This window comes from Pollutimonas sp. M17, assembly GCF_025836975.1.
Classification (GTDB): Bacteria; Pseudomonadota; Gammaproteobacteria; order Burkholderiales; family Burkholderiaceae_B.
The window spans coordinates 3002888-3018933 of record NZ_CP107548.1; the positions used below are offsets into that span (position 1 = coordinate 3002888).

The 16046-nt window shown below is 61.6% G+C and carries 15 protein-coding genes; 5 read left to right on the plus strand and 10 right to left on the minus strand.

What is annotated here, in order from left to right:
• The first annotated feature begins 68 nt into the window (after positions 1–68).
• Together OEG81_RS14175 and OEG81_RS14180 are read left to right on the plus strand one after the other, a co-directional pair.
• Positions 69–950, plus strand: coding sequence for a LysR family transcriptional regulator (locus tag OEG81_RS14175; protein ID WP_264129924.1), 882 nt, complete (start codon positions 69–71; stop codon positions 948–950).
• A gap of 29 nt (positions 951–979) precedes the next feature.
• Positions 980–2317, plus strand: coding sequence for an MFS transporter (locus OEG81_RS14180; RefSeq protein WP_264129925.1), 1338 nt, complete (start codon positions 980–982; stop codon positions 2315–2317).
• A gap of 21 nt (positions 2318–2338) precedes the next feature.
• Here the strand turns inward: OEG81_RS14180 and OEG81_RS14185 are convergent, their stop codons facing one another.
• Complete coding sequence (locus OEG81_RS14185; RefSeq protein WP_264129926.1) at positions 2339–2671, minus strand: YnfA family protein; 333 nt, start codon at positions 2669–2671, stop codon at positions 2339–2341.
• 159 nt (positions 2672–2830) lie between these two features.
• Entirely contained in the window at positions 2831–3817 is a 987-nt protein-coding gene (locus tag OEG81_RS14190; protein ID WP_264129927.1) for a Bug family tripartite tricarboxylate transporter substrate binding protein, read from the minus strand.
• A 394-nt stretch (positions 3818–4211) separates the two neighbouring features.
• On the opposite strand from OEG81_RS14190, the gene OEG81_RS14195 reads away from it, so the two are divergent.
• Positions 4212–4991, plus strand: a complete 780-nt coding sequence (locus OEG81_RS14195; protein WP_264129928.1) for an enoyl-CoA hydratase-related protein — start codon at positions 4212–4214, stop codon at positions 4989–4991.
• 37 nt (positions 4992–5028) lie between these two features.
• Complete coding sequence (locus OEG81_RS14200; RefSeq protein ID WP_264129929.1) at positions 5029–6225, plus strand: CaiB/BaiF CoA transferase family protein; 1197 nt, start codon at positions 5029–5031, stop codon at positions 6223–6225.
• A gap of 15 nt (positions 6226–6240) precedes the next feature.
• On the opposite strand, the gene gcvA is transcribed toward OEG81_RS14200, so the two are convergent.
• From gcvA to OEG81_RS14240, 8 genes are all read right to left on the minus strand, one after another.
• Positions 6241–7161, minus strand: coding sequence for a transcriptional regulator GcvA (gene gcvA / locus OEG81_RS14205; RefSeq protein ID WP_264129930.1), 921 nt, complete (start codon positions 7159–7161; stop codon positions 6241–6243).
• Between the two features lie 101 nt (positions 7162–7262).
• On the minus strand, positions 7263–8759 hold the full coding sequence (locus OEG81_RS14210) for a tripartite tricarboxylate transporter permease (protein ID WP_264129931.1): 1497 nt from the start codon (positions 8757–8759) through the stop codon (positions 7263–7265).
• Between the two features lie 3 nt (positions 8760–8762).
• On the minus strand, positions 8763–9239 hold the full coding sequence (locus OEG81_RS14215) for a tripartite tricarboxylate transporter TctB family protein (RefSeq protein ID WP_264129932.1): 477 nt from the start codon (positions 9237–9239) through the stop codon (positions 8763–8765).
• Between the two features lie 36 nt (positions 9240–9275).
• Positions 9276–10259 (minus strand): Bug family tripartite tricarboxylate transporter substrate binding protein, encoded by a 984-nt coding sequence (locus OEG81_RS14220; RefSeq protein WP_264129933.1) that lies wholly within the window; start codon positions 10257–10259, stop codon positions 9276–9278.
• A 156-nt stretch (positions 10260–10415) separates the two neighbouring features.
• On the minus strand, positions 10416–11327 hold the full coding sequence (locus OEG81_RS14225) for an amidohydrolase family protein (RefSeq protein ID WP_264129934.1): 912 nt from the start codon (positions 11325–11327) through the stop codon (positions 10416–10418).
• Between the two features lie 62 nt (positions 11328–11389).
• Positions 11390–12832, minus strand: coding sequence for an NAD-dependent succinate-semialdehyde dehydrogenase (locus tag OEG81_RS14230; protein ID WP_264129935.1), 1443 nt, complete (start codon positions 12830–12832; stop codon positions 11390–11392).
• Between the two features lie 32 nt (positions 12833–12864).
• Positions 12865–14076: an iron-containing alcohol dehydrogenase gene (locus tag OEG81_RS14235; RefSeq protein WP_264129936.1), complete on the minus strand. Its 1212-nt coding sequence runs from the start codon at positions 14074–14076 to the stop codon at positions 12865–12867.
• Positions 14066–15106, minus strand: coding sequence for an Ldh family oxidoreductase (locus tag OEG81_RS14240; RefSeq protein WP_264129937.1), 1041 nt, complete (start codon positions 15104–15106; stop codon positions 14066–14068). The genes OEG81_RS14235 and OEG81_RS14240 overlap by 11 nt, the downstream gene beginning before the upstream one ends.
• A gap of 178 nt (positions 15107–15284) precedes the next feature.
• Between OEG81_RS14240 and OEG81_RS14245 the strand changes: the two genes are divergently transcribed.
• Positions 15285–15983 (plus strand): GntR family transcriptional regulator, encoded by a 699-nt coding sequence (locus tag OEG81_RS14245; RefSeq protein WP_264129938.1) that lies wholly within the window; start codon positions 15285–15287, stop codon positions 15981–15983.
• The last annotated feature ends 63 nt before the right edge of the window (positions 15984–16046 follow it).

Here is a 16046-nt window from a genome sequence, read left to right on the forward strand (position 1 = left end):
CCGCCTAAGCTACTATCATTCTCTCATTAGATCAATTTAGTTTTATATTTGTCTTTCAAGTTTTTCTTATGAGTTCACTACGCTTCCTGCGCACCTTCGTCGCCATCGCCCGGCTGGGCTCGTTTTCCGAGGCCGCCGAGCACGTGGGGCTGACCCAGGCCGCCGTCAGCCTGCAGATGCGGACGCTGGAAAAAGAGTTCGGCCGCGAACTGTTCGACCGCAGCGGGCGGCTGGCCCTGCTGAACCAGGCGGGGCGCGAATTGCTGCCGGAGGTGAACCGCCTGCTGGAACTGTACGACCGCATCCGGCTGCCGAAGCCGCCCACCGGACACTTCATGGGCGAACTGGCCATAGGCTCCATCGTCTCCAGCATGAGCATCCTGGCCAAAATCGTGTCCCAGTTCAAGAACGAGCACAAAGAGCTGGGCATACGCCTGGTCTCGGGAAAATCCAGCGAGCTGACCCAGAAGGTGGAACGGGGCGACATCGACGCCGCCTTCGTCGTCGGAACCGTCAAGCGGCCCGCCGGCACGACGTGGTCCCTGCTCTACCGCGAACCGCTGCGCATCATCGCGCCCCCGTCCGTCCGCAGCGACGACCCCAGGGAAATCCTGACCCAGCATCCTTTTCTGCGCTTCGACCGCAGCCAGCACACCGGCAGGCAGATAGACCGCGTGCTGCAAAAAATGGGCATCGTTCCCGACGACTTCCTGGAACTGAACGCCATCGAGCAACTGCTCAGCCTGGTGCAGCAGGACGTGGGGGTCACCGTGCTGCCGCTGCTGCATACGCTGGACTGGGAAACCGTGAGCGGCCTGCGCATACTCCCTTTGCCCGCCGAGCTGGGCTCGCCCTCGCGCGATATCGGCATGATCGTGCGGCGCGACAGCATGCAGCTGGACATCACCCAGGCCATCTACGACCGTTACGCCAGCCTGTCTGTCTCTTAGGTAGAATGTGAAAAAAACAGGAGGCGGTCTTGGCGCTCGGACGTATCGGTAATTGGTATTTCGGATGGACCATCGTTGCCGCGGCCGCAACGCTTACGCTATTGACGGTGGGCCTGCGCATGGGCATAGGCCCATTCTTCCTGCCCATCGCGCACGACCTGGGGTTCAGCCGTAGCCTGCTGGCCGGCATCGTCGCCATCGGCATGCTGTTCTACGGCATAGGCATGCCCATCGCGGGGCATCTGGTCAATACCCGCGGAACGCGCTTCGTGCTGCTGCTGGGCACCGTCCTGGTCGTGGCCGCCATCGCCTGGACCGTCGTCGCCAGCGGCCCCATAAGCTTCCTGCTGGCCTTCGGGGTGCTGCTGTCCCTGGGCCTGTCTTTCATCAGTCCCGTCACCATGACCCCTGTGCTGAGCCGCTGGTTCGTGCGGCGGCGCGGCATGGCGCTGTTCTTTCTGTCCACCGGCTCCATGGCCGGCATCGCCATCCTGACGCCCGTGCTGGGCCTGTCCATCGAATGGCTGGGCTGGCGCGAGACCATACTGAGCTTCGCCGCCGTGCTGGCCGTGGTCACCGTCCCCATCGCGCTGTTCATCATCCGCGAAGATGCGCCGCCCGAAGCGGATGCCGGCCCCGCGGCAGCGGGCGCCGCTGCATCAACGGCATCAACGGCCGCTCCATCGGCGCTCGCCGCCGCCAACTGCGCATCGCCCGCGATCGGACAGGCGGCGATCCGGCCCCTGCCCTCCGCCGATCTTAAAGTCCGCGATGCCCTGCACACCGTCCAGTTCTGGAAGATCGCCTTCGGCCTGTTCGCCTGCGGGTACAGCATGAACCTGCTGGGCACCCACGGCGTACCCATGCTGATGGACCATGGCTTCGACGCGATGACCGGTTCCTTCGGCATCGGCCTGATCGGCTTCGCCGCCATATTCAGCACCCTGGTGCTGGGCCGCCTGTCGGACATGGTGCCGCGCAAGAACATTCTTTCCGCGATCTATCTGATCCGCGGCCTGGGCTTTTTCGCGCTGGTGATGGTGGGCACGCAATGGGAACTCTACGCCGCCGCCACCATAGGCGGCATCGTGTGGGCCGGCAGCATCGCCCTGTCCTCCGCCATTCTGGCCGATCTTTACGGCGTGCGCCTGGTCGGCATTCTTTACGGCTGGACCTACCTGGGCCACCAGGTCGGCGGCATGATCAGTTCGTGGCTGGGCGGCTGGGGCTACGAAACCTTCGGCACGCACTGGATCGCATTCGGCAGCGCGGGGGCGCTGCTGCTGGCGGCCAGCAGCGTATCCATGACGCTGCCCGCGTCCCGGCAGGCCTTCGTGCTGCCCGCGGTAGCGCGACAGCCGCGATAGACAGGCCGCGAGCCCTTACTCTCAATGCGCCGGAGGCTGCAAGGCGATGACGGCCATGCCGAGCAGCGCAATGGCCGCCCCCGCCACGTCCCAGCGTGTCAATGCAACGCCATCGACGAATCGCAGCCACAGCAGGGCCATCGCGATATACATGCCGCCATAGGCCGCGTAGGTCCTGCCCGCGGCGGTGGGGTGCAAGGTCAGCAGCCAGGCGAACAAGGCCAGCGAAATAAAGGCGGGAACAAGCAGGTACAGGCTCTTTCCCTGGCGAAGCACCAGCCAGGGCAGATAACAGCCGATGATTTCGGCCAGGGCCGTAACGGCGAACAGCAAGCTCAAACGCAACAGTTCCAACACGGGCTCCACGGACGCAATACTTCATAGCGGGACGATAACGCACAAAGCGGCGGCCTGCCGGCCGCCGCTTTGTGCGTCGTTGCTGGATATCTCGGTGGCCCTTTGCGTTCGCCGTCCCGAATCGGTCCGATCGGACGCTTCCGGCCAGCGCCCCGCCTATTGCGGCTGCAGGTTCGCCTTTTTGATCAGCTTTCCAAACCGCTCGAATTCCTCGCGATTCATCTCGGCCATTTCCGCCGCGCTTATCGGCGTTATCTCGCCCCCCAGGCCCAGCAAACGCTCACGCACATCCGGCATGGCCAGCGTCTGATTCAAGGTCTTGTTGAGCAGCTCTATGATTTTGGGATCGGTGCCGCCGGTGACGAACATGCCGTACCACGTGTACATATCGGCCCCCGTCACCCCGCTTTCAGCCAATGTCGGGACGTCGGGCAATTGCTCGGAGCGCTTGGGTGAAAGAACGGCCAGGGCGCGCAATCCGCCGCTGCGAATCTGGGCCATGGAGGAAGAGCTGGTGTCGAACATCATGGACACTTCGCCCGAGATGATGTCTATATGCGCTTGCGAGCTGCCCTTATAAGGCACATGCGTCGCTTCGGCGCCCACCGCCAACCCAAAAGCCACTCCAGCAATGTGCTGCGTGCTGCCGATACCCGAGGAGCCATACGTCAGTTGGCCCGGATTGGCTTTCATGGCCTCGATGACATCCTTCACCGACTTGTACGGCGAATCCTTGCCCACCACCAGAACGTGCGGCACCTTGGCAATCAGGCCTACCGCGTTGATGTCCTTGAGCGGGTCATAAGCCAGCTTGAGCATGTGCGGGGCAATGGCCTGATTGGTGTTCGTGGCGGCAAGCAGCGTATGGCCGTCCGCCGCTGCGCGCGCGGTGGCATCCGCCGCAATGGTCTGGGAGGCGCCGGGGCGGTTCTCCACGATCACCGACTGCTTCAGCGCCTGGCTGAATTTGTCGGCGAACATTCTGGCCAGAATGTCTGTGCCGCCCCCGGCCGAGGCGCCCACCATGATGCGTATGGGCTTGCTCGGGTAGTCGCCGGCAGCCATGGCGGGTGCCGCAAAGGCCAGCGCCAGCGCCATGCCGCCGCGCAGCAGTCCCCGGTAAAAAGCAACGTTCCTGATCATCGAATTGTCTCCTGGGTTTTCTATTTAGCTGGTTATTCAATGCCAATGAAGAGATGGCATGACTGCTGAGTGTACAAGTGGGATGAATGCCGGCCAAATGATTTTTTCTTTCGTCGAGGACAAGAAAAGGTATCGCCGAAAAGCAGATCGGCAGACCCTTTCACAGGCTAGTTTTTTTGCTCATATGCACAAGAAAATGTCGTTTGATTCGCTATGGGGGCTCTTGTAGACTGTTTTCACTCAAGGGACACGGCGGTCCGAAGGCATGCCCCGTGCCGTTTCCCGGCGTTTCCCGACAACATCAAGCCCACGCAAGCACCACGTCTCCGTCCGCCCCGTCGGACACCGGATTCGTTTGCACTTGCCGATCAACCCAGACGTAGGATAGGAACACATGACGAACAGTATCCAGGTAGCAAAGAAAGATCACGTTGCCACGGTCTTGCTAAACCGTCCTGACAAAATGAACGCGCTTGACTACGACGGCTGGATACAGCTTGACCAGGCGCTGCGCGCGCTGTCGGACGATGATGACGTACGCTGCATCGTGCTCAGCGGCGCCGGAGGCCGTGCATTCTCGTCGGGCGCCGACATTTCGGAATTCACGACACGGCGCCAGAATGCGGAGCAGGCAGCCGCCTACGGGGTGGTAACGCAATCCGCCATGGATGCGCTGGCCACTTGCCGGCATCCCACCATCGCCATGATCACCGGCGTATGCGTCGGGGGCGGACTGGAGCTCGCTTCGGTTTGCGATCTGCGCTACAGCAATGCGTCAGGCCGTTTCGGCGTGCCCGTGAACAAGCTGGGACTGGTCCTGTCCTACGGGGAAATGCGCGGTCTGGTCCGTGTCGTGGGCACGGCCATCGCCATGGAGATCGTCCTGGAAGGCCGGGTGTTCGATGCCGAAGAAGCCCAGGACAAGCGGCTTATCAATCGCATCTACCCGGATGAGGCGCTTGAAGGCGCCGTCATGGATATTGCCAACACCATCGCGGAGCGCGCCCCGCTGGTGAACAGGTGGCACAAGAAGTTCAGCCGCCGCCTGCTGGACCCCGCGGAGATTACCCCGGAGGAATGGAAGGAATCCTATGCCTGCTTCGATACCGAAGACTTCCAGATCGGCTACCAGGCATTCCTGAACAAAGAAAAACCACAATTCAAGGGCCGCTGAGCCGCCCGATTCCCAATCAATTCCCACACGAGTCACTATGGATCTACCTCTTTCCAACATACGCGTCCTCGATGTCAGCCAGATCATGGCCGGCCCTTTCTGCTGCATGCTGCTTGGCGATATGGGCGCGGACGTCATCAAAATAGAACCTCCAGGCGTCGGCGACCAGACCCGCAAGGCGATGGGGTTCAAGCTCAAGGGCGAAGACAGCGGCGGCTTTCTGGCGCTGAACCGGAACAAGCGCAGCGTCGAGATCAATCTCAAGTCGGAAGCGGGCCTGGAGGCGTTCTACGCCCTGGTCAAGACGGCGGATGTGCTGGTCGAAAACAACCGGCCGGGCGTCGCCAAGCGCCTGAAGATCGACTATGAGACGCTTAAGGAAATCAATCCGCGACTGGTGTATGCCAGCATCTCGGGCTTTGGCCAGACAGGGCCGTGGACATTGCGCCCCGGCCTGGACCTGATAGCACAGGCCACGTCCGGCGTGATGAGCGTCATGGGCCACCCCGGCGGCTTGCCCGTCAAGTCCAGCATACCGCTTGCCGACCTGGGCGCGGGACTGTTCTGTGTATACGGGATACTCAGTGCCTTGATGGGCCGGCAAAGCAGCGGCCTGGGCCAGTACGTCGATGCATCGCTGTTCGAGACGGCGCTGGGCTTGTCGGTCTGGGAAACCACGGAGTACTGGGGCACCAATACCCTGCCGACACCCATCGGAAGCGCAAACCGCATGAGCGCGCCCTACCAGGCCGTCAAGGCCAGCGACAGGTACTTCGTCATTGGCGCCGCCAACCAGAAGCTGTGGACCGCCTTGTGCCGCGCCATAGGCGGCGATGCCTTGCTGGACGATCCGCGCTATGCAACGAACGCCGACCGCATCAAGAACCTGGCGCCGCTCATCGAAAGCCTGGAATCCATATTCTCGGCCAAAACCGCCGAGGAATGGGTGGACATCATTCTGGAGGCGGGTGTGCCGGCCGCCCCCATTTTGAACTACCAGGAGGCCACGACGAATGAGCAGGCGCAAGCGCGGCAAATGGTGTTGCCGATAGAGCATCCGGTCGAAGGCAGCATCAATACATTGGGCTTTCCCGTCAAGCTCAGCCGGACACCCCAGAAAGTGCGCCATGCGCCTCCCCTGCTGGGCCAGCACACCCGCGAAGTCCTGCTCGAGTCAGGCCTCGATCCGGAACAGTTCGAGCAGCTTGCCGAGAAAGGCGCGTTTCAAAAGTAGCTCAAGGAGCGGCCGTCAAGCGGCCGCTTCGGAGTTGCATGCCGCCTGTCCGGCCTGCGATTGAACCCAATCGACGAAACTGCGTATGGCGGGAGACGCCGAGCGGGCCTCGGGATAGCTGATGTAGTACGCATAGCTGACCGGCAGGCTGGTATCGAACAATTGCACCAGACGGCCTTCGGCCAGGTCCTGCTCGATCCATGCGCGCTTGATCAAGGCAACCCCCAGGCCGTCGATGGCCGCATCGATGACCAGATGGCTGGGCCAGAAGGTGGGGCCGCGCGAGGTATCCACATCGTGGCAGCCGACATGCTCGAACCAGCTTCGCCAATTGGGATGGGTATGATCGCTGCCATCGTGCAGCAAAGGATAATGCTGCAAGTCTGCGGGCTTGCCCGGCGCTCCCCTTTCGGCCAGCAGCCTGGGGCAGCAGACCGGCACCGCTTCCACTGAAAAGCAGCGTTCGGACCGCATCCCGGGGTAATTCCCATGTCCGTACCGGATGACGAGATCCAGGTCTTCCCTTGAGAAGTCGATCAGGTGATTGGACGTGGAGAGCTTCAGGTCGATGTCCGGATACCTATGGAAGAAGCCCTCGAGCCGGGGCAGCAGCCACTTCACCGAGAAGGTGGGGGACGCGTTGATCTTCAGCACCGAAATATCCTTATGCCTGTGCAGAAGGTCGGTGGCGTCCAGCACTTGCCGGAAGGCCTGCTGGATCGCGGGCAGATAGGCCTGGCCGATATCCGTAAGGGCCAGTACGCCGTTATTGCGCGAGAACAGCTTGACTCCAAGGCTTCCTTCGAGCACGCGTATCTGGTGACTGACGGCGGCCGCTGTGACCGACAGTTCATCGGCGGCACGTATGAAGCTGAGATGCCGGGCCGCCACCTCAAACGTGCGCAAAGGGTTCAATGGTGGAATTCTGGGCGCCATGTTTACTCCGATTTAGCATTACGCAGCGACAGTCGACCCGTGGCCGCCGATTCCTTCAACCGGCGGCCACGCTGCGCGGCCGCCGCCGCATGCCGGCCCGCTTAAGCCATTGCCCGCGCAGTCCCCTTCCGGAACAGCCGGCGCAACAAGGGGAAGCACCAAACCAGCAAGGTGACGATGCCCAGGATCGCGGACAAGGGACGCTCGAAGAACCCGGTCAAGCCGCCTTGCGTGCTGATCAGCGACTGCATCAAGTTGCGCTCCACAATTGCTCCCAGCACGATTCCCAGCACCACCGGCGCTATGGGAACTCCACATTCCTCCAGTATGTAGGCCATGATTCCGACCCAGAACATCACGGCGATTCCGGAAGCATCGTTATTGATGGCAAACGACCCCACCACGGCAAGAATCAGCAGTGCCGGCATGATGAGCCTCTGCGGTATCCGCAGCACGACCTTGGCAATGCGTATGGCAAACCAGCCGAATGGCAGCAGCAATAGATTGGCCAGGAAGAAGACAATGAACACGGCGTAGACCAGATCCGCATTGTTGATGAAGACCGCCGGCCCCGGGTTCATTCCTTTCAGGTAAAGCACGCCGATGGCGATTGCCGTGATGGTATCCCCAGGTATGGCAAATACCAAGGCGGGAATCCATGCGCTGCTCAAGGCCGCGTTGTTTGCGCTGGAACCGGCGATCACGCCTTCTATGTGGCCTTTGCCCCATTTTTCCGGCGTCCGTGAAAAGCGCCGGGTAATGGCGGTCGAGATCCATGAGGCAATGTCCGCGCTGGCGCCGGGCAACATGCCGACGAAGGAACCCAGGCTGCAGCTGCGCAGCACGACTCTGCCATAGCCCCACACCGACGAGAACACATTGCGCCACTCGTCCACTGCCCGGGTGCCCTGCGCATTGGCGGCTTTTCCGGTACGCAGGAAGGATCGGATGATTTCGGGCAGGGCAAACATGCCTATCAATGCCGGAATAAAAGAGACGCCCTCGAGCAGATCGGCATTGCCGAAGGTGAACCGGGGATGGCCCGAGGAATACTCCATGCCGACGCAGGAGATTCCCAATCCTATAAGCAGAGCCAGGCCGCCCTTGATCGTGTCGTCTCCCGCCACGAAGATCGCGCAGCTCAGGCCCAATGCGCTAAGCCAGAAGAATTCGAATACGCTGAATTTCAGGGCCACGTTCGCCAGCATCGGCGCGGCGAAGATAAGGACGGATGAGCCGAACACGCCGCCCAGCATCGAACACAGCGCCCCGATGCCTATGATATAGCCCGCCCTTCCCTGCAAGGTCAGCTTGTGGGCGTCGTCCACGTAGGCGGCGGATGCCGGCGTGCCGGGAATGCGCAGCAAAGCCCCGGGAACGTCTCCGGCGGCCATGACCATGGCCGCCGCCGACACAATGGAGGCAATTGCGGCAAGGGGGCTCAAGGCGAAAGTAAGCGGAACCATCAAGGCGACGGCCATCGTCGCCGTCACTCCAGGGAGCACACCCACGACGAAGCCGAACAACGACGATAGCAATACCACCAGCAATATGTCGGCTTGAAACACCATGTCCAAGGCCGGAAGCAAATAATCCATGGGCTACCACCAAAACGGTTGAAGGACGCCGGCTGGCAGCGGCACCCGGAGCAGTTTGCTGAACAGGGCATCCAGCAATAGTGTGATGAACACCGCCAGGCCGACGGAGAAAACGAGGCTCCGGCCCGCCCATAGAAACAGCACGCCCATGGTGACGATGCTGAGCAGGGGGAAGCCGATCGCATCACCCAGATGAATGAAGGCTTGAATGGAGGCCAAGACGACAAGGACGGCGAACGCCCCCCTGCCGTTGCCGCGCCAGTCCGGGCAGGAAAGCAGGGCCTGGCGCCAGCCGGCCTGACGGCCCACCCGTATCAGGAGCAGTCCCCCGAACAGGATGAAGCCCCATGCCACGATGGCGGGAAACATGGCAGGCCCATAGTAGTGGCCGGGAATCTGGGGAAAGCTCTGGATATGCCACAGTATGGCTATCCCCAGGACTGTGGCCAGCAGCCCCAGCAAAGTATCGCTAAGTCGCACGCTATTTCCTGATATTTTTTGAACGGGGCAAGGGCCTTACTTCTTGACCTTGGCGAGGATGTCGGAAGTGCTCTTCAAGTCGTTCGCCAGCAAGGCCTTCCACTCTTCATCGTCACGCCACATCACGTCGATGCCGCGGGCGTCCATCGCTTTGCCGAATTCTTCGCTCTGGATCACCTTGCCCAGGGCAGCCGTCAATTTCTTCGCGATATCGTCCGGCAGGTTCTTGGGACCGGCTATGCCGTGCAACACCGAATAGGTCCAGTTCGAACCCGCTGCTTCCTTGAGCGTGGGCGTATTGGGGAAGCGCGGCAGACGCTCCGGCGTCATGACCGCCAGGGCTTTGAGCTTATCGGATTCCAGCAGTGCGGCCGCCTCGGCCATGGACGCCGTGGAAAACGTGGAATTTCCCGAAGCCACGTCCAGGTGGCCGGCGGTTCCGCCCTGGGTCGGCACCCAGATGACCGTATCCGGGTCTATCCCCAGGTCCAGCATCAATCCCAGAAAAGAGATGTGCCAGTTCACGCCCGGCGCGGCGCCGGTCGCCTTCAGCTGGCCCGGCTTGGCCTTGATGTCATCGACCAGATCCTGAAGCGTGTTGTAAGGCGCATCTTTTATGACGTTGACGGCCGATGCGATTTGTGTCGCCTGCCCGAGCGGGCGCATGTCGGCGTAGGTGAGCTCGGCCAGGCCCTGCGGCTTGTACAGGCTGATGTCGTTGGTCACCACGCCGATGGTGTAGCCGTCGGGCTTGGCCTTGGCAATGGCGGTGTGCCCGGGTATGGCTGCACCGCCCCCGCGGTTGATGACATTGACCGGCACGCCCAGTTCCTTCTCCAGCAACCCTCCCCAGGTTCGCGCGCCGATGTCGGCGCCGCCGCCGGCGGGATAGGGAACGATGACCGTGATGGGACGGCTGGGCCAGTCTTTTGCGTGGGCTACGCCTGCGCCGGCGACGACGCCAAGAGCCAGCGATACGGCGAGAAGGTTGCGTTTGGAATGCTTGAATAAACCGAGCATGTTTGTCTCCCTATTGGTTCTGATCATGTGGGCTGTTCTTCGCCGCATGCGCGGCGATAGACAGCGTCTTGAAAAAAGTATAACGGATATTAGATACGATATGATTTCAAAAGGGCTTGAATATACCGGTGTTTTCCCTAGGCCTGCGAACGGCCGCTACGCGATCCGATAGTACCGGCGCGCATTGTCATGAAACAGCTTGGCCTGCGCCGCCTCTGGAAGATTGCTCACTATGGTCTTGAATCCGGTGAAGATCGTGTCGAACGACGCACACAATCCATCGACCGGGAAATTGCTGGCGAACATGGCACGATCCACGCCGAACAGATCGATGACCTGTCGGACGATCCATTCGTTGGCCTGCACCGTCCACGGAACGCCGCGCACGCCAATGCCGGATATTTTCACGGCCACATTGGGGCATTGCGCGAACAAGGCCATCGCCTCGCGCCACTGCGCCAATCCGGCTTCGCTGCGATCCTGTGGCAGACCGGTGTGATTCAACAAAATGGTGGTGTCGGGGAAATCCCTGGCAAGCCTGGCCGCCTCGCGCAGGTTCCACCAAGGCGTTTGAAGGTCGAAATGCAGGCCCACGTCGGCGAGCCGGTCATAGCCGCTACGCCATGCCGGATCGCTCATCAGCGTTGTCTGCTTGCCCACGTCCTCCGGGCGCTCGGGCCCGCCGGGCTTGTGGCGCACACTGCGGACCAAGGGAAAAGCCGCCTGCGCCCGCAGGATTTCAATCGCATTGGCGTGATGCAGCCATGCCTGTGCAACAACCGCATTGGGATAGCCTGCGACGCCGGCCAGCTCCGTCACAAACCGCGTTTCGCCTGTCGGATCGGACGGCTCCCATTCCGTTTCGATATACACCGACTGCACGACATTATGGCCGGCGGTATCGGCCAGGTAGTCCTCGGGGAAATAACGGCGCTTGATCGGGTTGTAATCGCCGTATCGGAACGGAATGTTGACCTCCGGCCGCAGCCACGGATGCGGGTTGTTCTGCGGATCCCAGAAATGTTGATGGGCGTCAACGATGGGCCCTTCATAAAGGACATGACTCATGCTGCCTCTGCAAAGCTGATTATTCATGGCTCATCGGGGATGAGCCATACAAGGAAAATGGATCACCAGTCGGTTGCTATGTATTTGGCTTCCATGAACTCGAGCATCCCATGGTGGGCTCCTTCGCGCCCAAGCCCGCTTTGCTTGGTCCCGCCGAAAGGCGCGGCGGGGTCCGAGACCAGGCCCCGGTTCAAGGCCAGCATCCCGGCCTCCAGCTTCTCGGATACCCGCAAGCCGCGCGCCAGATCGCGGGTATAGACATAGGCGACCAAACCGTATTCGGTATCATTGGCGCGGGCTATCGCTTCGTCTTCGGTATCGAAGACGTAGATCGGCGCGACCGGCCCGAATATTTCTTCCCGCTCCATCGCCGCCCCCGCCGGGACGTCGGTCAGCACCGTGGGCAGATAAAAGCAGCCGTCCTGATCCAGCGCCTTGCCGCCGCACAGGACCTTGGCCCCGCCCGACACCGCCTCGTCGACCAGCTTGGCCACCTTGTTGACCGCCGCGGCATCGATCAGCGGTCCGCAATCGGTATCCTCATTCACGCCCGGCCCCACCTTCAGGCTTTGCATCTTTTCAGTCAGGCGGCGCGCAAACTCCTCCGCCACGCCGCGCTGGACGTAGATCCGGTTCGCCGCCGTGCAGGCTTCGCCGCCATTGCGCATCTTGGCGATCATGGCGCCTTCCAGCGCCTTGTCCAGATCCGCATCGTCAAAGACTACGAAAGGCGCATTGCCGCCCAGTTCCATCGAACTATGGATCACCTGGTCGGCCGCCTTGCGCAGCAGCACCCGGCCGACTTCCGTGGAGCCCGTGAACGAAAGCTTGCGCACGCGCGGATCGTCCAGCATGGCATCGACCACCTCCGACGTCGTCGATGAGGTGATGACGTTCACCACCCCGTCGGGAACCCCCGCTTCAGCCAGTATCTTGGCGACCGCGTAGGCCGTAAGCGGCGTGGCGGTGGCGGGCTTGAGCACGCACGTACACCCCGCGGCCAGAGCCGGCGCAATCTTGCGGGTGGCCATGGCCGCCGGGAAATTCCAGGGGGTTATCAGCAGCGCAACCCCGATGGGCTGGTACTGAACCAGAATCCGGTTCGCGCCTGAAGGCGCGATGGACAGGTCACCATTGATGCGGACCGCCTCTTCGGCAAACCAGCGGAAGAATTCGGCGGCGTAAGCGACTTCGCCCCGCGCATCTTTCAGCGCCTTCCCGTTTTCCAGCGAGATGAGCTGGGCAAGGCTTTCCGCATCGCGGACCATCAGCTCATAGCATTTGCGAAGAATTTCCGAACGCCGGCGCGGCGCGGTGGCCGCCCAGCCGGCGGCGGCGTCCGCAGCCGCATCCACAGCGGCGATGGCATCGTCGGCGCTGGCATTGGCCACCTTCAGAAGAAGGCTGCCATCCGATGGGTTCACTACGTCGATCGCGTGTTCGCGGCTTGCCGCGCGCCATGCGCCGCCGATGAAAAGCTTGTTGTCGTATACGCTGTCAGTCATGTTTTTTCCTGTCTTCCTGTTCAGGCAAGTATTCAAGCGGCCTTCATGGCCTGGGTCAGAATGGATTTGATCGACGCCGGATCCAGCGGGCGCGGATTGTTTTCAACCAGGCGCGCGGCGCCCATGGAAAGCGTGGAGATGCTTTCCAGATGCTCGTCCTGGATGCCGATTTCGCGTAGGCTGACCGGTATGCCGACTTTTGCCAGCAAAGCGCGGATCGCGGCAATCGCCTTTTCGGCCGCCTCGAGGTCGGAATCCGTGGCCGAGGCCGCGCCTATGGCCCGGCCTATTTCGGCATACTCGGTTGTTGCGGCGGGCAGATTGAAATCCATCGTATAGGGCAGCAGCACGCCGATGCCCAGCCCATGCGCCGTCGAGGTCTGGGCGCCTATCGGATACTGAATGGCGTGGGCCGCCGACGTGCCCGCGCTGCCGAAGGCCAGGCCGGCGTAGGTTGCGCCCAGCATGACCGAGCTGCGGGCGTCGATATCGTCGCCCGCATTGGTAGCGCGCTCCAGGTTCGCAAATATCAGCTTGATCGCCGTCAAGGCGTAATGGTCGCTAAGCGCGTTCTTGCCCACAAACACGCGGGACATCGCCATTTCCGGGTCCGCCGGCCGCGATTTGGCCGCGAACGCCTCTATCGCGTGCGTCAGGGCATCGGCGCCCGAAATCGCCGTCAGGCCTCTTGGGCACGTCGCGGTCAGCTCGGGATCGCAGATCGCCGTATGCGGAATGAGCTCGGGGCTGGAGATACCCACCTTCATCGTCCGGCCGGAGTCGCCCAGCACCGCAACCGGCGTGACCTCGGCGCCCGTTCCCGACGTCGTGGGCACGGCGATGACCGGCAGTATCGGGCCGGGAACCTTGAATTCGCCGTAGTACAGCGACAGCGGGCCGGGATGCACAAGAAGCAGGCTGACCAGCTTGGCCAGGTCGACGCAGCTGCCGCCGCCGATGCCGATCAGCACCTGGGGCGCAAAATCCCGATGCTGGTCGACGCAAGCCAGGATGTTGTCCAGGGGAAGCTCGGCCTGCGTCTCGCTGAAAAGCCGGGTCTGAACGCCATGGCTGGCCAGGTCCGCAAGGATTTCCTTCATGACCGGCAGATCGGCAAAGCGCGCATCGGTACAGATCAGCGCCCGCTCGCCCAGGCTGGCGGCGGCCTTACCGATGGAGCGTCTTTGCCCTGGGCCAAATATCAAACGGGCCGGCGCCCTGGTCACACCATAATCAAGCCTCATGTATCTTCTCCTGAATCGTCCGGCAAGGCGCCGGACCGTGTTGTGCTAGTTGTTGAATGTTTTCCCATACCCGCGCCGCCAGGGGTATGTTGCCGTCCAGGCCTGTGGCCCTAGCTTTCAGGGCCCGGTCTCCCGGCACCCGTACCGGCGTGGCCGGATCGGCCGCCGGCGATTGGCGGATGGCATCGAGGTAGCGTGTCACCATCATTCCGGCATCGGCATGAGGCTCGATCACGATGAAGATGTCGCCTTTATTGCAAGGCTCCGTGGAATCCAGCGTTCCCTTCACATCGCGCCCAATGGCCGAACCGGCAAGGCTTGCCACCAGCAGTTCAAATGCCAGGCCCAGCCCATATCCCTTGGCGCCGCCAAAAGGCGCGATCGCGCCCGATTTGGCCGCATTCGGATCGGCGGTGGGATTGCCTTGCGCATCCAGCGCCCAATCAAGCGGAATGGGCAGGCCCCGGCCGGCGTGGTCATGTATCTTTCCCATGGACACCCGGCTGGTGGCCATGTCGAATACAAAAGGAGCATCGCTGCCCGGAATGCCGATGGCAATGGGATTGGTGCCCAGCAAGGCCTGGCGGCCGCCCCAGGGATGAACCAGCGCCTCGCTGATCGTCAAGGCGATCAGTATTTTTCCCTGTCCGGCCACGTGTCTGGCATACCAGGCCAACATGCCCAGATGATCGCAGTTGCGCACGGCGGCGATCGCCACACCGGTTTCAGCCGCCTTCCCGCATATCGTGTCCAAGGCCTCGACCGCAACCACCGGCCCCAGGCCCTGAGCGCCATCCACTTGCCAGAATGCGCCGGCCTGCCAATGCCCGGTTCCGCAGGCGAGCGGATCCGTCACGCCATTGGCGATGCGTTCCACTATCCGCGGCAGGCGCAACAGGCCATGAGACGGCACCCCGCTCAACTCGGCTTCCAGAAGCAGGGAAAGCTGGGTTTCGGCGTGGCGCGGGGGAACGCCGACGCGTTGCAGCGCCTGCAAGCTGGCTGACCGGATTTCCTGCAGAGTCGGCATGGGTCTCCTTGCTCGCCCGTCGATTTATTTGGGCTTTTGTCGCTATAATTATGATTGAATATCAAATATCATATCCGATCTTAAATAATCGAGTCAATCAAAAGCGCAATAATAGCTATTGAATTTCCGACATCGTTGGGATCAAATCCTACGTGCCCATAAGGCGAAAACGAGAACCATGAAACCATTACGAGACAAAACAGACCCCGCTTACATAGTGCCCATCCACCGCGCGTCGTTAAGCGAAGACGTGTACGAGACCCTGGTTTCCCACCTGATTTCCCTGCGGGTGCGGCCGGGGGAGCGGCTATCGGTGGATGCGCTGGCGCGTCAGTTCGGCGTATCCCAAACCCCGATACGGGCCGCGCTGATCCGGCTGGAAACCGAAGGGCTGGTCGTCAAGAAATTCAATAGCGGCTACAGCGCCGCACCCATTCCTTCAGGCGCCCACTTTCGGGATATCTATGCCATGCGCCTGCTGCTGGAGCCCGAGGCGGCCTTTCTTGCCACCCAGCGCATGAATAAAGAGGGATTGCAGCAGCTTGTCGAGCTGTGCGAGAAGATGGCGAACCTGGTGAAGGGCGATACCCACGCCAATTATGGGCGTTTCGCCCTGCTTGACGGCCAGTTCCATTCGCTGCTGGCTTCCTTGTGCGGAAACCAGGTTCTTGCGGATACGCTGCATGGCTTCTATGCCCACATGAATCTGTTCCGCTTGCGCTATCACTCGGCGGTCGCCGAAGAAGCCATCAAGGAACACCAGGCCATCATGGAGGCCATGGAAAAAGGCGACGCGCAGGCGGCCAGGGCCGCCATGGCAACACATATCGCGGCATCCAGGGACAGGATGGAGCCGTATTATCAGACGGAGGAGTAGGCGGTCCGTGGAAATTGGCGCTTTAAATGGGGGATTGGCTTGATGAATACCCCATTTAAAGCG